At 64.0% G+C, this 18,873-nt stretch carries 14 protein-coding genes and 1 pseudogene; 6 read left to right on the forward strand and 9 right to left on the reverse strand.

The genetic code is table 11. The features are described from left to right. Window positions 1-35: 35 nt before the first annotated feature. On the forward strand, window positions 36-899 hold the full coding sequence (locus ACZYHG_RS10980; RefSeq protein ID WP_464613804.1) for a LysR family transcriptional regulator: 864 nt from the start codon (window positions 36-38) through the stop codon (window positions 897-899). 120 nt (window positions 900-1,019) lie between these two features. On the opposite strand, the pseudogene ACZYHG_RS10985 reads toward ACZYHG_RS10980, so the two are convergent. From ACZYHG_RS10985 to argH, 6 genes and pseudogenes are all read right to left on the reverse strand, one after another. Next, a pseudogene (locus ACZYHG_RS10985) lies at window positions 1,020-1,391 on the reverse strand (glyoxalase superfamily protein). Between the two features lie 46 nt (window positions 1,392-1,437). Then, complete coding sequence (locus tag ACZYHG_RS10990; RefSeq protein WP_464613805.1) at window positions 1,438-4,026, reverse strand: TIGR02302 family protein; 2,589 nt, start codon at window positions 4,024-4,026, stop codon at window positions 1,438-1,440. Window positions 4,027-4,143: 117 nt separating this feature from the next. Beyond that, window positions 4,144-5,085 carry a threonine/serine dehydratase gene (locus tag ACZYHG_RS10995; protein WP_464613806.1) on the reverse strand — a complete coding sequence of 314 codons (942 nt, stop codon included), beginning with the start codon at window positions 5,083-5,085 and terminating at the stop codon, window positions 4,144-4,146. A 26-nt stretch (window positions 5,086-5,111) separates the two neighbouring features. Continuing rightward, window positions 5,112-6,380 (reverse strand): diaminopimelate decarboxylase, encoded by a 1,269-nt coding sequence (gene lysA / locus ACZYHG_RS11000; RefSeq protein ID WP_464613807.1) that lies wholly within the window; start codon window positions 6,378-6,380, stop codon window positions 5,112-5,114. A gap of 64 nt (window positions 6,381-6,444) precedes the next feature. Beyond that, complete coding sequence (locus tag ACZYHG_RS11005; RefSeq protein ID WP_027031261.1) at window positions 6,445-6,651, reverse strand: hypothetical protein; 207 nt, start codon at window positions 6,649-6,651, stop codon at window positions 6,445-6,447. A gap of 117 nt (window positions 6,652-6,768) precedes the next feature. After that, window positions 6,769-8,169: an argininosuccinate lyase gene (gene argH, locus ACZYHG_RS11010; protein WP_464613808.1), complete on the reverse strand. Its 1,401-nt coding sequence runs from the start codon at window positions 8,167-8,169 to the stop codon at window positions 6,769-6,771. A gap of 37 nt (window positions 8,170-8,206) precedes the next feature. Between argH and tlpA the strand changes: the two genes are divergently transcribed. Then, window positions 8,207-8,887 (forward strand): thiol:disulfide interchange protein TlpA, encoded by a 681-nt coding sequence (gene tlpA / locus ACZYHG_RS11015; protein WP_027031259.1) that lies wholly within the window; start codon window positions 8,207-8,209, stop codon window positions 8,885-8,887. Window positions 8,888-8,955: 68 nt separating this feature from the next. Here tlpA and ACZYHG_RS11020 read toward each other — a convergent pair whose 3' ends face one another. Further along, entirely contained in the window at window positions 8,956-11,406 is a 2,451-nt protein-coding gene (locus ACZYHG_RS11020; protein WP_464613809.1) for a putative bifunctional diguanylate cyclase/phosphodiesterase, read from the reverse strand. A 374-nt stretch (window positions 11,407-11,780) separates the two neighbouring features. Here ACZYHG_RS11020 and ACZYHG_RS11025 point away from each other — a divergent pair, with 374 nt between their 5' ends. The 4 genes from ACZYHG_RS11025 (at window position 11,781) to ACZYHG_RS11040 (ending at window position 16,158) form a co-directional block, all read left to right on the forward strand. After that, entirely contained in the window at window positions 11,781-13,133 is a 1,353-nt protein-coding gene (locus ACZYHG_RS11025; RefSeq protein WP_464613810.1) for an extracellular solute-binding protein, read from the forward strand. Between the two features lie 104 nt (window positions 13,134-13,237). Then, window positions 13,238-14,122, forward strand: coding sequence for a carbohydrate ABC transporter permease (locus ACZYHG_RS11030; protein ID WP_464613811.1), 885 nt, complete (start codon window positions 13,238-13,240; stop codon window positions 14,120-14,122). A 7-nt stretch (window positions 14,123-14,129) separates the two neighbouring features. Then, a complete protein-coding gene (locus ACZYHG_RS11035) occupies window positions 14,130-15,044 on the forward strand; it encodes an ABC transporter permease subunit (protein WP_464613812.1) in 915 nt (304 codons plus the stop codon). A 13-nt stretch (window positions 15,045-15,057) separates the two neighbouring features. Next, complete coding sequence (locus ACZYHG_RS11040; protein ID WP_464613813.1) at window positions 15,058-16,158, forward strand: sn-glycerol-3-phosphate import ATP-binding protein UgpC; 1,101 nt, start codon at window positions 15,058-15,060, stop codon at window positions 16,156-16,158. 32 nt (window positions 16,159-16,190) lie between these two features. Here ACZYHG_RS11040 and ACZYHG_RS11045 read toward each other — a convergent pair whose 3' ends face one another. Together ACZYHG_RS11045 and ACZYHG_RS11050 are read right to left on the reverse strand one after the other, a co-directional pair. Continuing rightward, window positions 16,191-17,273 (reverse strand): ABC transporter ATP-binding protein, encoded by a 1,083-nt coding sequence (locus tag ACZYHG_RS11045; protein WP_464613814.1) that lies wholly within the window; start codon window positions 17,271-17,273, stop codon window positions 16,191-16,193. Then, complete coding sequence (locus ACZYHG_RS11050; RefSeq protein WP_464613815.1) at window positions 17,270-18,850, reverse strand: ABC transporter permease; 1,581 nt, start codon at window positions 18,848-18,850, stop codon at window positions 17,270-17,272. The genes ACZYHG_RS11045 and ACZYHG_RS11050 overlap by 4 nt, the downstream gene beginning before the upstream one ends. Window positions 18,851-18,873 lie beyond the last annotated feature (23 nt).

Consider the following 18,873-nt stretch of genomic DNA (forward strand, 5'->3'; position numbering starts at 1 on the left):
GATACCAGCAATCAAATTTGCTTATGGTGGATATCATGCGCCCAACCCTCGACAGCGATCTCTTGCGCACCTTCGTTGCCATTGCCGAGGCCGGCAATTTCACCAGGGCTGCCGAGCAGGCCGGCCGCACCCAGTCGGCGGTGTCGATGCAGATGAAGAAGCTCGAGGAACTGATCGGGGACAGCCTGTTCGAGCGCGGCTCGCGCGGTGTCGCGCTGACGCGGCGCGGCGGCGAACTCATCGTCAACGCCCGCCGCATCGTTTCGCTGCTCGACGAAACGGCGGCGTCGATGGCGGCAGCGCCGCTGGGGGGACCGGTGCGCATCGGCATTCCCGAGGAATATGGCCACGCCATCCTGTCGCGCGCTCTGGGCGCATTCTCCAAGCGTCACACCAAGGTCGAGGTCACCGTGCGCTATGCGCATTCGGAGGCGCAGATCGCCGCGCTCGCCGCAGGCGAACTCGATTTGTGCGTGGTGTTCGAATGGCAGGACCCTTCCAGCGGCGAAGTGCTGATGCACGACCCAACTGTCTGGGTGACATCGAGCCTGCATCACATGCATGAGGAGCGCCCGGTGCCGATCGCGCTCTACAACCGGGTCAGCTGGTGCAAGGACTTCGCCATCAAGTCGCTGGAGCAGCGCGGCCTTGCCTATCGTGTTGCCTATACCAGCGACACCACCGGCGGCCTGAAGCTTGCAGTCACCTCAGGCCTGGCGATCGCACCGATCTCGCGCAGCAACATTCCGGACGGCTGCCGCGAACTGACGTCCGCCGACGGGTTCGGCGACATCGATTCGTCCAATGTGGTGATGCATCGCAACCCGAATACGTCGGGCGAGGCGATCGACGGCATGCAAGAGGCGATCCGCGAGGCGTTCGTCAACAGGCAGGGTTAGAGCAGTTCACCGTTTCACGGAAACGGGGACCCGCTCTGTCTCTTTGTTTGACGCAATTCCCAAGGGAAAGCGCTACGCGCTTTTCCCGGGAAAACCGCCTACACTTTTCCTGGAATTGCTCTAGCCTCTCACATCCTCATAGAAGGTCAGGCGGTTGCCGAACGGATCGTCGACCGTGACCCCCTTCGTCTTCCAAGGCGTCTCCTCCAACCCCGGCCCGGCAAGGCGGTACTTCCTGGCGGTCAACTCGTGGTGTAGCCCAGCAATGTCGGTCGTCTCGATCCGGATGTGAATGCCCGGCGTGCCGTCGCCATGATGTTCGCTCAGATGCAGGACGCAGCCGTCGCGGAAGATGCCCGTGTAAAGCGGCGCGTTGTCTTCGAAGCGGTGTTCGAACTGCACTTAGAAACGGAGAAAGCCCACGTAGAATTCATGCGCCTTGGCTACATCGAAGATGCGCAGGATGGGCGTGACAATACCGAGCTTCGGCATGGTGTCGCAATCGTTCGACAGAGGTTTCGGGCGGGGGTGGCGATCCCTATTTCAGCTCAAGCAGCCGTTCCAGATAGCTGCGCTCGATGTCGGGGCTGAGCGCGTTGCCGAGCCGCTTGCGGATCGCTTCCAGGATCTGGCGGGCGCGCTGGACGTCGATCTCGTCGGGCACTTTCACCGAATCGCCGAAATCCGGGCCCTGGCTCGCGCGCGGCCGGCCGAGCGGGTCACGGTCGGCGTCCTGCTGGCGGCCACCTTCCTGGCTACCGCCCTGGTCGCCCTGCATGGCCTGCATCTGCTTCATCATGTCCTTGGCGCCTTTGCGCAGCGCCTCCAGAGCCCGGCCCTGGTGGCCAACGGCCTCGTCGCCCTGACCCTCGCCAAGCGCCTGTTCGGCGTTGCCCATGGACTTGCCGGCCTCGCCAAATCCCTCATTGGGCTCCATGCCCATGCCTTCGAGGCTCTTCTTCAGCTGATTGAGATCGCTCTTCAGCTGGCCCTGGCCCTCCTGCAGCTGCTTCAGCGCATCGGCGAATTCCTGCGGCGTCATCGGCTTCGGCCTGGCGGGTGGATCACCGTTCTGGCCAACCCCCGGCAAGTTCTGGTCCTCACCGCCACCGGGCTGATCGTTGGGATTCTTGCCACGCTGCATCTGGTCCATGCGGAAGGTGTCGTTCATCATCTCCTGCTGGCGCCGCAGGATATCGCCGAGCTTGTCCATCTGCTGGCGCATCTGGCTGTCCTGCTCGCCGCCCTGCTGCTGACGGCCGGCCTGGAGATTGTTCATCATGTCCTGCAGTTGCGACAGCAATTGCTGGGCCTTGTCGCGGTCGCCTGATTTCGCCAGGTTCTCGATCTGGTCCATCATGCGGTCGATGTCGCTCTGGCGCAGGTCCTGGCCGTTCTGCTGCATTTGCGGCGCGTTCGGGTTCTGCTTGGCGCGTTCGGCGAATTCCTGCAGGAACTGGTTCATCGCCTCGCGCAGTTCCTTCATCGCCTTTTCGATTTCCTGGTCGCTGGCGCCGTTCTTGATCGCATCCTGCAGCGCCTGCTGCGCCTGGCGCAGCCGCTTTTCGGCGGCCGAGAGATTGCCCTCCTCGATGCCGAGCGCGATCTCCCAGAGATAGGAAACCACACTGCGCAGCTGGTCGTCGCTGTCGGCAATCTTCAGCCGGCTGCGCGCGCTCATGATGCCGAGATAGTTGGACATGTTGTCGAACGTGTCTTCCGGGCGCAGCGTGATGGCGTCGATCAGGTCGAACACGCGTGGCTTGGCATTGGTGTCGAGCGCCAGCAGACGGCGCTGCTCGATCACTGCGCGCGCCAGCGGGTTGGCGAACGGCCGCTCGGGCATCACAAGTGTCTTGGTTTCGCTGGACGCGGTGTGTCCGGCGTCGTCGGTGGCGACCAGCGTCAGCTTGATGCTGTTGCCGGCCCAGACATGCTCGGTCAGATCCTTGGTGGTCTTGGCGGCGTTCGACTTGCCGCCGCGGCGCGGCAGCGTCAGCGGCATGTCAGGCGGGCCATAGAGCGGGTGTGCGTCCGGCGCCTGCGGGTCGGCCAGAGCAAAGACCGCCTTGGCGGTGGCGGCGCCATAGTCGTCGTCGATCTGGTAGTTGAGTTCGAAGGCGCCGTTGGCGGCGCGCTTGGGCTCGCCGACGAAGCGGATCTGCGGCGGCTTGTCCGCGATGACGGCGAAGGCCCAGCGGCCAAGCTGGTTTTCGCCCGACTTCAGCGTCAGCGTGCCGTCGCCGGTCAGTTTGCCGGTGAACTGGCGAACCTTCGAGGGGGAGGCGGGGGACGGTGTTGCAGGGCTGGCGGCCGGTTTGGCGGTGGCTGCCTGCGGGCTGGCCGGGTCGATGGCGCGCGCATTGCCATCCTTGTCGGCATAGGCAAGCGTTTCCTCGCCCGAGCCTCCGGTAACGCGCAAGGAGACGTCGCTACCCTCGGGAACATGAAAGGTCGGCGTCGTCTGGTTGGCATCGGCGGTCAGGAAGATCGGCGGCTTGCCGGTATAGGCCGGCGGCGTCACCCAGGCGTCGATGCGTGGCGGCACGGCATCGTGCGTGCCGTGGGCGCTGAAGCCGTCAGCTATCCTGCCGCCGGTCGGCCCGAAGGAGAAGGCAAAGGCGGTGACGAGCAGGAGCGCCGCCAGCGCACGCAGCCCCCAGGGATCGCGTTCCGGAACGCGCGTGCGCGGCAAGTCGGCGCCCAGGCTGTCGAGCTTTCCGGCCATGCGCTTCTGGTGTTCGCGCCACAGCGCCTGCGAAAAGCTGCTTTCCCGGCCGCTTGGCCGGTCGGTTTGCACAAGCACCGGGCTGTGCAGCAGTTTGTTGGCGGCCTCGATACGGCGATCGACCTCGGCGGCACCAGGCATGCGGAAGAACCGCAGCGGATAGAGCGCTGCCAGCCCTGCCAGGCCGAACGCCGCGACAAGGCCGATGCGTGCGGCATCCGGCAGCCGCGAGAAAATTCCCAACCAGGAGATGCTCAGGAAAAGGCTGCCGACGATGATCAGCGGCAGCAGCAGCGGCCAGCCACGCTCGACCATCATCGAGACCCGTGTCGCCAGCCGGCTCAGGGCCAGGCGTCCAGCCAGGCCGCGATCGTTGCTGAAGGTGGGTCGTTCCGTCATCGGCCCTTCCTGGAATCGGACAGGATAGCCCGATCCTCACGACTTGAAGAATACCAGCAAACACGGCAAAGGCGAGGCAGTTTGAAAAAACGTGAAGCCGGGCCGAATGGTTTCAGCTCAGAACGTAGCGGGGTTCGCGTTGGCGCCGCACACCAGCACAGCGATGCGTTCGCCTGGTGCCGGCGTATAGCGGTCGGACAGGATCGCGGCGAAGGCGGCGGCACCACCCGGCTCGGAGATGATGCGCACCCGGTTCCACAGCGCCTTCTGGGCGGCGATGATATCGTCGTCGCTGACCAGGATGGAGCGTTCGACGAAGGCCTCGGCGATCGGAAACATCATTTCGCCGACGCGCTTGGGCGCCAGCGAATCGGCGGCGATGCCCTCGGCCGGCGCGTCGACCGGATGGCCGGCCTCGAAGGCACGATGAAGCGTCGGCGCGCCTTCGGGCTCGATCGCGATGATGCGGATGCGGCCGGCATACCAGGCGGCGATGCCGCCGATCAGGCCGCCACCGCCGACGGCGACCAGCAGCGTGTCGATCTCGGGCAGGTCGTTCTCGATTTCGAGGCCGAGCGTGCCCTGGCCTACCAGCGTTTCCTCCTGGTTGAAGGCGTGGATCTGCAGGGCGCCGGTTTGCTCTGCGAAACGTTCGCTGGCGGCCAGTGCCTCGGCATAGCGGGCGCCGCCGACCACCAGCTCGGCGCCATAGGAGCGGATGCGGTCCAGCTTGGCCTGTGGGCTCACTTCGGGGACGAAGATGGTCGCCTTGTGGCCAAGCCGCATGGCAGCGTAGGCGACGGCGGCGCCATGATTGCCTCCCGACGCGGCAACGACACCGGCTGCGGGAACCGGCCTTTCCAGCAGATTGGTGAAGGCGCCGCGCGCCTTGAACGAGCCGGAATGCTGCAGGCATTCGAGCTTGAGGTCGACTGCCAGCGGCAGCCGGTCGAAGTCGGCCATGTCGACGCGCAACACCGGTGTGTGCCTGATATAGGGGCGGATGCGCGGTTCCATCGCGGCAATGCGCTCGCGTGTGACGATGTTGCCCTGCGGCATGATTTTTCCTCGTATGAAATCCCGGCCTATGCGAGCCAGTCGGGCATAGAATCCAGCCCGATCAGCTCGTCATAGGTCAGGCGCGGACGCACGACGTGGAAGCGGTCACCGTCGACCAGCACCTCGGGCACCAGCAGGCGGGTGTTGTAGGTGCCGGCCTGTACGGCGCCGTAGGCCCCGGCCGTCGAAACAGCAACGAGGTCGCCGGCCTTCAGCCTGGGCAGATCGCGGTCGAGGCCGAGATAGTCACCGGTCTCGCAGACCTGGCCGACCACGTCGACCATCATGCGCGGCGTGTCGGCCGGCGGCTGCACGACCGGCTTGATGTCGTGGAAGGCATCGTAGAGCGTCGGCCGGATCAAATCGTTCATGGCTGCGTCGACGACGAGGAAGTTCTTCGCGTCGCCTTCCTTCACGAAAATCACTTCCGAGACCAGGATACCGGCATTGCCAACGATCAGCCGGCCCGGCTCGAACATCACCTTCAAGCCGAGCTTGGTGACATGCTTCCTGACGATCTGGGCATAGGCGTCGGGTAAGGGCGGCGGATTGTTGTCGACACGGTAGGGAATGCCAAGCCCACCGCCGAGATCGACATGCTCGATGGCGTGGCCGTCGGCGCGCAGCGTGCCGACCAGATCGACGAGAAGGGCAAAGGCGTCGTCGAAAGGCTGTAGCTCGGTGATCTGGCTGCCGATATGGGTGTCGATGCCGGTGATCCTGATGCCCGGCAACGCAGCCGCATGGGCGTAAACCTGCCGCGCCCGCTGCCACGGAATGCCGAACTTGTTCTCGGCCTTGCCGGTGGAAATCTTCTTGTGGGTCTTGGCGTCGACATCGGGATTGATGCGCAGCGAGATCGGCGCCACCTTGCCGAGCGCCACGGCGCGGGCTGAAAGCAGCTCAAGCTCCGGCTCGGATTCGACATTGAAGCAAAGGATGCCGGCTTCGAGCGCAAAGTCCATTTCGCGCGCGGTCTTGCCGACGCCCGAAAACAGGATCTTGTTTGCCGGAATGCCGGCGGCCAAAGCGCGGCGCAATTCGCCCTCCGAGACCACGTCGGCGCCGGCGCCGAGCTTGGCCAGGGTGCGCAGCACGGCCTGGTTGGAGTTGGCCTTCATGGCGTAGCAGACCTGCGTGTCGAGCCCGGCGAAGGCCTGGGCAAACACGCGGTAGTGCCGGGTCAGCGTGGCCGTCGAATAACAGTAGAAGGGGGTGCCGACCTGCGCGGCGATATCGGGGATTGCCACGTCTTCGGCATGGAGCACGCCGTCGCGGTAGTCGAAATGGTTCACGAGAGTGGTTCCGGAAAGTTGGAGCACGAAGAGATCGGGCTGGAATGCCCCGGTCCCGTCGGCTCTAGATCAGCGGGTCGAGGAAGAACTTCTTGTCCTTGACCGGTTTTTCCGGCTCCGGCGGCAGCGGCTGCTTGGCCTTCTCGGCATCCTTGCGGGCCTGTTCGGCGGCTTCATAGGGGGTGTCGAGACCGGCCTTGCGACCGCAAGCCGAAACGACAGCCAGCGCCGCCAGCAGCGTCAGCGTCACCAAAATCCTGCTTCCGGTCATCGATCCATCCGTCCGAAATGTTTGCCAGCCGCCGCTTTTAGCCGAGTTCTCAACGTATTGCACCCCGGATATTGCCGGTTGCAATATCCTGAATGTTGCCGGTCGCAATATCGGGCGTCACGCTTTCGCCAGTCGCTTTTTCCAGGTCCGGATCTGCTTCCTCACCTCCGATGGCGCGGTGCCGCCGAAGCTGGTGCGGCTCTTGACCGAGTTCTGCACCGCCAGCACCGAGAAGATATCGGATGTGATGCCGGGATTGATCGACTGCAGGTCCTCGAGCGAAAGCTTCTCCAGGCTCAACCTCTTCTCTTCGGCCAGCGCCACGGCACGGCCGGTGACGTGATGCGCCTCGCGGAACGGCAGGCCCAGCGTGCGCACCAGCCAGTCGGCGAGGTCGGTCGCGGTGGCGTGGCCGGAGCCGGCGGCCTTCTTCATCGCCGCTGCGTTGACTGTCATGTCCGAGACCATGCCGGTCATCGCGGCCAGCATCAGGTCGAGGGTCTCGGCGGCATCGAAGATGGATTCCTTGTCTTCTTGCATGTCCTTGCCATAGGTCAAAGGCATGCCCTTCATCACGGTCAGCAGGCCGACCAGGTGACCGGTGACGCGTCCGGTCTTGCCACGCACCAGTTCGGCGGCGTCGGGGTTCTTCTTCTGCGGCATGATCGAGGAGCCGGTGGAGAAACTATCCGACAGCCTGATGAAGCCGAACTGCGGCGTCGACCAGATGATGATTTCTTCCGCCAGCCGCGACAGATGCGTGGCGCATATCGCGGCCATGGCAAGGAACTCCAGCGCGAAATCGCGATCCGAAACGCTGTCCAGCGAATTGCGCATCGGCTCGCGGAAGCCGAGCGCCTTGGCGGTCTGGTGGCGGTCGATGGGGAAGCTGGTGCCGGCAAGGGCGGCAGCACCCAGCGGGCTCTCGTCCATGCGTTCGATCGCATCGCGGGTCCGCGACAGGTCGCGCGAAAACATCTCGACATAGGCCATGCAATGATGGCCGAAGGTCACCGGCTGCGCCGCCTGCATATGGGTAAAGCCCGGCATCACGGTCGCCGCATGTTCCTCGGCCCGCTCCAGCAGCGCCTGGATCAGCCCTTTCAGCGCCTCGGCGACACGAAAGCATTCGTCCTTGACCCAGAGCCTCAGATCGACCGCCACCTGGTCGTTGCGCGAGCGCGCGGTGTGCAGGCGGCCGGCAGCCGGGCCGATCAGGTCGGCGAGGCGGGCCTCGACATTCATGTGGATGTCTTCCAGCCTGGTCGAAAACTCGAACGTGCCGGCCTCGATCTCTTTCAGGATCGTGTTCAGCCCATGAGCGATTTTTTCTTGATCGGCCGCCGAAATAATGCCCGTTTGCGCCAGCATCACGCTATGAGCGATCGAGCCGCGGATGTCCTGCGCGTAGAGTTTGCGGTCGAACGAGATCGACGCGTTGATCGCTTCCATGATCGCGGCCGGACCCGAGGCAAATCGTCCGCCCCACATCTGGTTGCTGGTCTTCTTGTCGCTCATCGCTATAAAACCCGTGCTTCGGAGCAGTTTTGAGAAAATGGCAGACGGAAACAGATTTTTCCCGGCACCGCGCCTGATCCTCGCCGCCCTGGTGGCGGGAGTGCTGGCCGGCGCGGTCGCGGTATATGTCAGCGAGAGCCGGTCTGGCAACAACGGCGCACCCCAAGCGGCGGTCGGCGACAGCAAGGACGACGTCGCCTGCGCCGCCAAGAGCGACCGGGCCAAGAAGGTCGCGGCTGCTGCCACCGGCGAGGTCGCCGCTTTGTTGCCCGCCGATCCGCCGCAATCCCTGAAGAGCCTTGCCTTCAATGGCCCTGACGGCAAGCCGATGACGATCGCCGACCATGCCGGCAAGACGGTGCTGCTCAATCTATGGGCGACATGGTGCGCGCCGTGCCGCGCCGAAATGCCAGCGCTCGATGCGCTGCAGAAGGAAAAGGGCAGCGACGCCTTTCAGGTCGTGGCCGTCAATGTCGATGCCGGCGACGATCAAAAGCCGAAGAAATTTCTCAAGGACACAGGCGTCGAGGCGCTCGGCTACTATCGGGATTCGACGGTGGCGCTGTTCAACGACCTCAAGGCGCGTGGCCTGGCGCTCGGCCTTCCCGTCACCATGCTGATCGACGGCGAGGGTTGCCTGATCGCCCATATGAACGGTCCCGCCGAATGGTCGGGGCCTGATGCCAAGCGGCTGGTCGAGACCGCACTCGGGTCGTAAGATCAAGCAATTCCAGGAAAAGTGGGCAACGGTTTTCCGAGGGAAAAGCGCGTAGCGCTTTCCCTGGACTAGGCCGAGCGCACCTTTGACTTGAGCAATACGACACCGCCATCCTTGGGATGGGCGCGCGCCGGAGTGCGCTTGCCGTGGCGGGTCAGGTCGTCAAACGCGTCGATCGGCGCCGGCTTGCCGAGATAGTAGCCCTGGCCGATCTCGCAGGCTTCGGCGTCCAGGAACTTCAACTCGCCCAGCGTCTCGACGCCTTCGGCAAGAACCGGCAGGCCAAGGCCGCGCCCCAGCCCCAACACGGCGCGCACGATGGCCGCGACCTGGCCGTTGGTGTCCACCGCCTTGATGAAGGAGGAGTCGATCTTGATCTTGTCGAAAGGGAAGGCGCGCAGGTTGGAAAGCGAGGAATAGCCGGTACCGAAATCGTCCATGGCCACGCGCACACCAAGTGCCTTGACCTGGCGCAAGGTTGCCAGTGCGCGCGGCATATCCTTGACCAGCGCGGTTTCGGTGATCTCGAGTTCCAGTCTTGCCGGAGCAAGACCTGTCCTCAGCAAGGTCTCGTGCACCTTGCGGCTGAAATTGGGATTGTGAAGTTGTACCGCGGAGACGTTGACGGCGACCGCCAGCGGATTTTCCCAGCGGGCGGCTTCCTCGCAGGCCGCGTCGAGCACCCAGTCGCCGATCTGCCCGATAGCGCCGCTGTCCTCGGCCACCGGGATGAATATGCCTGGGGGAACGTCGCCGCGCTCTGGATGGCGCCAGCGGATCAGGGCTTCGAAGCCAACCATCTTGCCGCTGCTGATCTCCTTCTGCGGCTGGTAGACGAGGTAGAATTCGCCGCGCACCACGGCATGGCGCAGTTCGTGCTCCATGACCCGCTTGTCGCGGGCCTCGGCGCCCATCGACGCCTCGAAATAGCGATAGGTATCCCGGCCTTCGGACTTGGCGCGATAGAGTGCCGTGTCGGCATGACTGATCAGGCTGGTCTGGTCCTCGGCATCGAGCGGATAGATCGCGATGCCGATGCTGGCCGAGACTAGGCCGCCGCCGACCGCGGCCCGGTTTTCCCCGCGCATGGCGGCGAGCAGTGACCCGGCGATTCGGCCAGCCGCCTGCGGGTCGGGCAGGTCGGGCGCGATGACGGCGAATTCGTCGCCGCCGAGGCGCGCAAGCATCTGGCCGTGGCGCAGAACGCCGGCCGCGCAGGTCGCCACTTTCTGGAGCATCGCATCGCCGGCGCCATGACCGTAAAGGTCGTTCACCTCCTTGAAGCGGTCGAGGTCGAACAGCAGAAGCGCAAGATGCCGGCCTTTGACGCCCTTGCCGGTATTGGCGAGCCGGGTCATGGATGCGATTTCCGCGTCAAGACGGCTGGAAAAGGAGCGGCGATTGGCAAGTCCCGTCAGCGGGTCGAAATGGGCGAGGCGAAGGATCTCCTGCTCCGCCTTCTTGCGTTCGCGAACGTCGCGGACAGCGATGACGTTGTGGGGCTTACCGCAATAGTCGATGCTTCGGGCGATCAGCTCGACGGGAATTCGGGTTCCGTCGCGGTTCCTCAATTCCGCCTCCCGCGGCTGGCCTTCCAAATCGGCCGCGTCGGCTGCGGTGCGTTCGTCGAAGAGCTCGCCCAGATCCGTGCCGGCCAGCATTGCCGCCGGCGTGCCGGTCAGCTTGCCCATGCTGTCATTGGCACTGACGATGCGGTTGCCGTCGCAGACGATCAGGCCTTCCACGGCGGCATTGGCCAGGCCGTGCATGCGGTCGACCTCGAGCTTTTGGCGACGGAAGCGCAAATCGATCCACAGCGCCGATGCCGACAACACCAGGATCACCAGAGTGGCGGCCGCGGCCGCGAAAGCCTGCGAGGTCGGCTCGATCGTGTATTCGGATATGACGATCGAGGAATCGGGAAAGATCGAGACCGCACCCATGCCGATGAAATGCAAGGTGCAGATCGCCAGCGTCAGCAGCACCGCGCCGGCGGATGTCGCGGCCAGGGAGGGGCGGCGCAGCACGACACGCAGCGCCAGCGCCGCAAGCGTCAGGCCAGCCAGCAGGGAGACGGCGACAAGCAGCAGGTTCCACTCGATCCGGCCCTGGACCTCGAACGCCGCCATGCCGATGTAGTGCATGGCGGCGATGCCGCCACCCAGAACGGCGCCACCGACGAGATGATAATCGAGCTCGTCCCGCAAGGTGGCGATCCACATACCGGCCGCCGTCAGCATGACCGAGGCAGCGAGCGAGAGCACGGAAAGCGCCGGCTCGTAGGCACTGGGAATGCCCGGCGTGAACGCTAGCATGGCGATGAAATGCGTTGCCCAGATGCCGAAGCCGGTCGAACTGGCCGCGATCATCAGCCAGGCAAGCCTGTTCCGGTCCGCTGAGCGGCTGATGTGGCGAAGCAGGCTGACAGCAGAGAAACAGGAAATTCCGCAGATCAGTGCTGCGAGTGCGACCAGTCTCAGATCGTGCTGGTTCACGATGCAATTGTAGACCGTCAACATCTTATTTCCCCAAGCCCACCGGAGATAAGAAACGAAATATGACTGATTAATGCTTGGCTGTTGAAGGATCGATAAGTCCGCCTGCAACCGTAGCGTGCTTTCTCGGCGCAGGCGTCAGCTGCCGCACCGACATTTCATGACCCCATTAGTCGGATAATCATGGCTGCCGGTCATGGTCTTTACGCCCTCGACAGACGCCCTAGCTAGAAAGGCGCCGGTGTGACGTTTTGATGCCGGCCAAGCCGCCGAAGGCGAGGAATGAGCAGCTGTGCAAAGGCCGGAGGCCACAACAGAACTGTCACATACCTTCTCTAAGAGAGCGGGCAAGGACTTGCGCAAGACCCTTGTCTCTAGCCACTCAAGAGGGAAAACCCATGACCATGATCAAGCGGGGCTTTGCTGCCCTTGCCGCTGGCGCGCTCAGCACCGCGCTCGCAATGCCTGCCTTTGCAGAGCCGGTAAAGTTCGATTTCTGGTTCGGCCTTTCGGGCGATCTCGCCCGTGTCGTCGACACGATGTGCAAGAACTTCAACGCTTCGCAGTCCGATTATGAGGTGGTCTGCACCAGCCAGGGCAATTACGACGCCACGCTGCAGAACACCATCGCTGCCTTCCGTGCCGGCAAGCAGCCGACCGTCGTTCAGGTCTATGACGTCGGCACCGCCACCATGATGCTGTCGGGCGCCTACAAGCCCGCCGACAAGCTGATGGAAGAAAACGGCTACAAGATCGACTACGCCGACTATTTCCCCGGTATCGCGCGCTACTACGCGACGTCGAAGGGAGAAATGCTGTCCTTCCCGTTCAATTCCTCGACCGCGCTGATGTACTGGAACAAGGACGCCTTCGCCAAGATCGGCAAGACCGAAGCGCCAAAGACCTGGGAAGATGTCGGCGCCGACCTGCAGGCCATGAAGGACGCCGGCTATGAATGCCCGATGGCGATCAACATCTCGGCCAACGAAAGCTGGCAGCTGATGGAGCAGTTCTCGGCCATCCACAATCAGCCGGTCGCCACCAAGAACAACGGCTATGACGGCCTCGACGCGCGCCTGGAAGTCAACAAGACCAAGTTCGTCCAGTACGTCACCGACTTGAAGAAGTGGTATGATTCCGGTCTCATCAAGATCAAGTCCAAGGACCTCGGCCAGGACATGGTTCAGGCCTTCGCCTCGGGCACCTGCCAGGTGATCCTGACGTCGGTCGGCGACCACGGCACTGTCGGCCGGACCCAGAAGGAAGGCATGAACTGGGATGTTGCCGAACTGCCGGTCTATGCCGGCACCGAGCGCAAGAATTCGCTCGTCGGCGGCGCTTCGCTGTGGGTTCTCTCGGGCAAGTCGGATGCCGAGTACAAGGGCGCGGCCGCGTTCCTCAACTTCATCCACGACCCCAAGACTGCGCTGTTCTGGTCGACCAACACCGGCTACATCCCGGTGACCAAGTCGGGCTTCGACTACATGAAGGGCCAGGGCTTCTACGACAAGGCGCCCTACAAGGGCCGTGAAACCGCGATCGCCAGCCTGACCGCGTCCGAGCCGACCGAAATCACCCGTGGTGTGCGCCTGGGCAACTTCACCCAGATCCGCGCCGAGTTCGGCACGCAGATGCAGGCGATCTTCGCCAACAAGGTCAGCGTCCAGGAAGGCCTCGACACGCTGGTCAAGAACGGCGACGCCATCCTCGACCGCTTCCAGCAGACCTATCCGGGTAAGACCCTGCCCTGATCCCGGGTAGCGGAAGGGCCGTCCGTCCAGATTCGACGGGCGGCCATTTCGTATATTAATCTCACCTTTGCTCTAAGTGGCCGTTGTGCGGCATCGGCGGACCGATGGAAAAACGCGTTACCTTCAACAGTTGGACGATCGGCATCCTTTTCGCGGTGCCGCAGCTGCTTCTTATCTTCACCTTCTTCTACTGGCCGGCCGGCCAGGCCGTATACTGGTCGCTGACGCTGCAGCAGCCCTGGGGCGACGGCAACATCTGGGTCGGGCTCGACAATTTCCGCTCGATCCTGGCCAACGCCGACTACTGGAACTCGATTACCGCCAGCCTCGTCTTTGCCGGCATCAGCACCGGGCTTGCAATGTTCATTGCGCTCGTGCTCGCCGCCTTGACCGATCGGCAACTCGCTGGCTCGCGCCTCTATCGCGTGGTGCTGATCTGGCCCTATGGCATCGCTGCGCCCGCGCTGGCGCTGGCGTTCCGCTTCATCCTGGCGCCGGAGGCGGGGTTCCTTTCCGTCGTCAACCGGATGTGGCCGGGGATCTGGGATCCGGGTCTCGATGGCGCGGATGCCATGGCGTCGATCATCGTCGCCTTCTCGTGGAAATATGTCGGCTACAACTTCATCTTTTTCCTCGCCGCGTTCCAGGCCATACCCCGCTCGCTGATCGAGGCCGCCGCAATGGACGGTTCGGGCGTCATCAGGCGTTTCTGGGATATCCAGTTCCCGCTGATCACGCCGACGATCTTCTTCCTTCTGGTCATCAACATCACCGAAAGCTTCCAGGATTCCTTCGGCATCGTCGACATCATGACATCAGGCGGGCCGGCGAACGCGACCAACCTGATGGTCTACAAGATCTATTCCGACGGCTTCAAAGGTCTGGATTATTCAGGTGCCGCCGCGCAGAGCATCATCCTGATGCTGCTCATCATTCTGCTCACCATCTTCCAGTTCCGCTTTATCGAGCGGCGCGTGCATTACGGGTGAGGATGACATGGTAGAGCGCACCCCACTCCTCAATTTCTTCACGCATCTGATCCTGTTCATCGGCTTTGTCTTCTGCGTCGCGCCGTTCCTCATCGTCGCCATCGCGGCGTCGCACAATCTGAAGGATGTCAACGATGTGCCGATGTCGCTGCTGCCGGGCAGCGACTTCTGGGCCAACATCAAGACGGCTTGGGTGACAGCCGATCTCGGCCCCAAACTGCTCAACAGCTTCATCGTCGCTGGCGGCGTGGCGGCGGGCAAAGTGATCATTTCGGCGCTCACCGCCTTCTCGATCGTCTATTTCCGCTTTCCCGGCCGGATGTTCATGTTCTGGCTGATCTTCATCACGCTGATGCTGCCGCTGGAAGTGCGCATCGTGCCGACCTACGCGGTCGTCGCCAACGTGCTGTCGCCCTATCAGGCCATCCTCGATTTGACAGGCTTGAGCTGGCTGATCGAGAAGGTGTCGGGGGTGCAGGTCTCGCTCAACCTTGGGCTGCTCAATTCCTATCCCGGACTGATCCTGCCGTTGGTCGCCACGGCGACCGGCACGTTCCTCTACCGGCAGTTCTTCCTCACCCTACCGGATGAACTGACCGAGGCGGCGCGCATGGACGGGGCGGGGCCACTGCGCTTCTTCATCGATGTCCTTCTTCCGCTGTCGCGCAACAATATGGCCGCGCTCGGCACCATCATGTTCCTGTGGGCCTGGAACCAGTATCTGTGGCCGCTGCTCATCACCACCGACCAGTCGCATGCGATGGCGGTGACCGAGTTGAAGCAGCTCATTCCCAATGTCGGCGGCACTCCGGAATGGCACATTGCCATGGCCGGCACGCTTATCATCATGCTGCCGCCGCTGCTTGTCGTGGTGCTCATGCAACGCTGGATCGTGCGTGGCCTGGTCGCCACCGAGAAATAACAGGAGACAAACAATGGCCTCCATCACCATTCGCGGCGTCAAGAAGAATTACGCCAAGACGCAGGTCGTGCACGGCGTCGACCTCGACTTCGCCTCGGGCGAGTTCGTCGTCATTCTCGGGCCTTCCGGCTGCGGCAAGTCCACGCTGCTGCGCATGATCGCCGGGCTGGAGGAGATCTCCGGCGGCACGATCGCGATCGACGGCACCGTGGTCAACAAACTGGAGCCGCGCGAGCGTGGCTGCGCCATGGTGTTCCAGAACTACGCGCTCTATCCGCATATGAGCGTAGCGCAGAACATCGGCTATTCGCTCAAGGTCGCCGGCGTTCCCACGGCTGAACGCACACAGCGCATCCAAGCGGTTGCCCGCACGCTGGAGCTCGAGCATCTGCTCGACCGCAAGCCGATGGCGCTTTCCGGTGGCCAGCGCCAGCGCGTCGCCATGGGCCGCGCAATGATACGCGAGCCGAAAGTGTTCCTGTTCGACGAGCCGCTGTCCAACCTCGACGCCAAGCTACGCGTCCAGATGCGCTCGGAAATCCGCAAGCTGCATCGACGGCTCAACGTCACCTCCGTCTTCGTCACCCACGATCAGGTCGAGGCGATGACGCTGGCCGACCGGCTGGTGGTGATGAACGGCGGGCGTGTCGAACAGGTCGGTACACCGGCGGAGGTCTACAGCCGTCCGGCCAGCCGCTTCGTCGCCACCTTCGTCGGCGCGCCGGCGATGAACATTCTGGAAGGCACGGTCGAGCTCGACGGGCTGTCGCTGCTTGGCGGTAGCCGCCGCCTGGCGATGGCACGCGCCGGCCTGCCGGTCGGCACGAAGGTGGCGATGGGCATCCGGCCGGAAGCCGTCCGTCTGGTGGCTCCGGACACGGCCGGCGCGCTCAGTGCCACCGTCGACCTGGTCGAGGAACTGGGCGCGGGGCGGGTCATCTATGTCGATCTCGACGGTGCGCCGTTTTCGGTGATGACTTCGGAGGCTGTGCACCTGGAGCCCGGCAGTACGGTTGGTCTCAAGATTTCGCCCGAGGACATGCATTTCTTCTCGTCGGAGACGGGAAGCCGCCTCGATGTGTTCAAGGCGTCCGTCCCCGAGCCGGCGCTCTGATCTTCAAGCCTGCGCCGTAAGCCCTCGGACGCTCAGGCGAACACATGCGCCTTTCCTGACACGGTCAGCCGCACGATCTCGCCAACCGCCGGCGCGTCCATGCCGGATTTGCGCAGGATCAGCGGCGTGTTGCCGATGGCGGCGGCGTCCGGCGGGTCGGAATTGTTCAGGAGCCGCACTGCTATCGTGCATGTCGAGCCGGCGAACTCCGATTCCGTTACCTCGCCGAACGGCATGTCCGATGTGCCCGACATGCCTTCGCGCGACGTTCTCTTCAAGGCAATCTGCTCCGGCCGCAACATGATGCGGGCGATATCGCGCCGCTCCATTGTCTCGACGGCGATGCGGCCGAGCGGCGAGCTGGCGAAGCCATCGGCGATCTTTGCCGGCAGGATGATGGCGTCGCCGAGGAATTCGGCGATCATCCTGTCCTTCGGCTTGAGGTAGAGATCGCGCGGCGTGCCGACCTGCGAGAACTTGCCGTCGCGCATCACCGCCACCTGGGCAGCGAAGGACAGCGCTTCGGCCTGGTCGTGCGTCACCAGGATGGTGGTGATGCCGGCGGCCTCGAGAAGTTCGGCGACCGCCTTGCGCATCGAGGCGCGCAGGCCGGTGTCGAGTGCCGAGAACGGCTCGTCGAGCAGCATCAGCCTTGGCTTCATCGCCATGGCGCGGGCGAGCGCCACGCGCTGCTGCTGGCCGCCGGAAAGTTCGTGCGGGCGGCGCTTGAGGATAGCCTTGTCCAGGCCGACAATATAGGCGAGCTCGACGATGCGTTCGGCGCGCTTGTCCTCGTTCCGGCCCATGCCGAAACCGATATTGTCCGATATGGTCAGATGTGGGAACAGGGCGCCGTCCTGCGCTACCACGCCGATGCCACGGCGATACGCCGGGACAGCGGCGCCGTCCTTGGCCAACACCTCGCCGTCAAGCGCGATGTGGCCCTGGTCCGGCGCTTCGAAACCGGCGATCAGTCGCAGCAAGGTGGTTTTGCCACAGCCGGATGGTCCGACGATCGCCGTGCGGCTGCCGCTGGCGACGCTCAGGTCGACACCGGCCAGCGCGGCGACCGGGCCGTAGTGCTTTTTCAGGCCGCTGATTTCGAGAAAGCTCATCGTCCGGCCATCCGTTTCGACTGGACATAGAGCAGCCAGGTGAGGGGGAGCGACATCGCTACCATGATGAAGGCGTAAGGCGCCGCAGAGGCATAATCAATCTCGCCACTATAGGACCAGAATGCCATCGCCAGGGTACGGGTGCCGTTCGGGGCCAACATCTGCGTCGCGGTCAGTTCGTTCATGATGCCGAGCGCCACCAGCGCCATGCCGGCGGCGGCGCCTGGCGCCGACAGGCGGATCGTCGTCGACCACAACGCGTTGAGCGGTGCCCGGCCGAGGCTGGACGCCGCACGTTCGAGTTCGACCGGCGCCTGGGCGATCGAGGCGCGCAGGCTGACCAGCGCACGTGGCAGGAACATGAGTGCATAGGCGACCAGGATGGTGAACAGGGTCTGATAGAGCGGCAAAGCGATGCGCACGGTGATGGTGACGAGCGCCAGTGCGATGACGACACCTGGCAGCGAGCCGACGATGTAGTTGCAGCCCTCCAGCAAGCGTTGCAGCGGTCCCGGCGCGCGGATCGATATCCAGGCCATCGGCATGGCGGCGACGGTGGCGAGCAGGGCGCCGGCGAGCGCCAGGAACAGCGTCTGGCCGAGCGCCAGGCCGATCTCGTCGAGGCGCCAGACATCCGTGCCGCCGGCGGCAAGCCAGCGGCCGATGGTGACGAACGGCACGCCCAACGCGAGCAGCGTGGTGACAAGAAGCAAGAGGAGACTCGGGATGGTGGCGCGTCCGAGGCTGGCGCGCTGCTGATAGCGGGCAGCACCGGAGCCGACGCGGGCATAGCGCTCCTCGCCGCGGACCAGCACTTCGAGGCCCAGAAGCACGAAGCAGCAGGTCACCAGCACGCCGGCCAGCATATTGGCGGCCGGTCCGTTGAAGGTCGACTGGAACTGGTCGACGATCGCCGTGGTGAAGGTGTCGAAGCGGATAAAGACATAGAGGCCGTATTCGGCCAGCAGATGCAGTCCGACCAGCAGCGAGCCACCGCAGATGGCGAGCCTGAGCTGCGGCAACACGACACGCCAGAACACGCGCCAAGGACCAAGGCCAAGGGCTGCGGCCGCGTCCTCCAAGGCAGGATCGAGGCGCCGCAGCGCCGCCGATATGGGCAGATAGAGGAAGGGAAAATAGGCGATGACGGATACCAGCACGCCGGCCCACAGGCCATGCAGCCCGGGCACCATGGTGATCCAGGCATAGGAATGCACGAAGGCGGGAATGGCGAGCGGCGCCACGCACAGCCATGCCCACAGCCGGGCGCCAGGCAGGTCGCTGCGTTCGGTCAGCCAGGCCAGCGCGACGGACAGCACGATGGCGATCGGCACGGCCAGCAGCACCAGCAGCGTGGTGTTGACCAGCAGTTCGCCGACGCGCGGCCGGAAGACCAGCGCCGAGACGGTGTCCCAGCCGGTCTGCACCGCGATCCAGATGATGAAAGCGAGCGGCAACAGGGCGAGCAGCGAAACGGAAATGGCGGCGGTGATCAGCCAAGGTGCCACGCGCCTTCGGGCCCTTCTGCCCTTGCCCGAAGGCAGGCCCGAGCGCGTGAGATCGACCGCGGACTGCATCAGGTCAGACGCCGTGCCGCTGC

The sequence above is a fragment of the Mesorhizobium subarcticum genome, assembly GCF_055456085.1.

Coding starts and splice junctions, on each gene's coding strand:
- ACZYHG_RS10980 (WP_464613804.1), top strand. CDS start 36: ATGCGCCCAACCCTCGACAGCGATCTCTTGCGCACCTTCGTTGCCATT.
- ACZYHG_RS10990 (WP_464613805.1), bottom strand. CDS start 4,026: ATGACGGAACGACCCACCTTCAGCAACGATCGCGGCCTGGCTGGACGC.
- ACZYHG_RS10995 (WP_464613806.1), bottom strand. CDS start 5,085: ATGCCGCAGGGCAACATCGTCACACGCGAGCGCATTGCCGCGATGGAA.
- ACZYHG_RS11005 (WP_027031261.1), bottom strand. CDS start 6,651: ATGACCGGAAGCAGGATTTTGGTGACGCTGACGCTGCTGGCGGCGCTG.
- argH (WP_464613808.1), bottom strand. CDS start 8,169: ATGAGCGACAAGAAGACCAGCAACCAGATGTGGGGCGGACGATTTGCC.
- tlpA (WP_027031259.1), top strand. CDS start 8,207: ATGGCAGACGGAAACAGATTTTTCCCGGCACCGCGCCTGATCCTCGCC.
- ACZYHG_RS11020 (WP_464613809.1), bottom strand. CDS start 11,406: ATGTTGACGGTCTACAATTGCATCGTGAACCAGCACGATCTGAGACTG.
- ACZYHG_RS11025 (WP_464613810.1), top strand. CDS start 11,781: ATGACCATGATCAAGCGGGGCTTTGCTGCCCTTGCCGCTGGCGCGCTC.
- ACZYHG_RS11030 (WP_464613811.1), top strand. CDS start 13,238: ATGGAAAAACGCGTTACCTTCAACAGTTGGACGATCGGCATCCTTTTC.
- ACZYHG_RS11035 (WP_464613812.1), top strand. CDS start 14,130: ATGGTAGAGCGCACCCCACTCCTCAATTTCTTCACGCATCTGATCCTG.
- ACZYHG_RS11040 (WP_464613813.1), top strand. CDS start 15,058: ATGGCCTCCATCACCATTCGCGGCGTCAAGAAGAATTACGCCAAGACG.
- ACZYHG_RS11045 (WP_464613814.1), bottom strand. CDS start 17,273: ATGAGCTTTCTCGAAATCAGCGGCCTGAAAAAGCACTACGGCCCGGTC.
- ACZYHG_RS11050 (WP_464613815.1), bottom strand. CDS start 18,850: ATGCAGTCCGCGGTCGATCTCACGCGCTCGGGCCTGCCTTCGGGCAAG.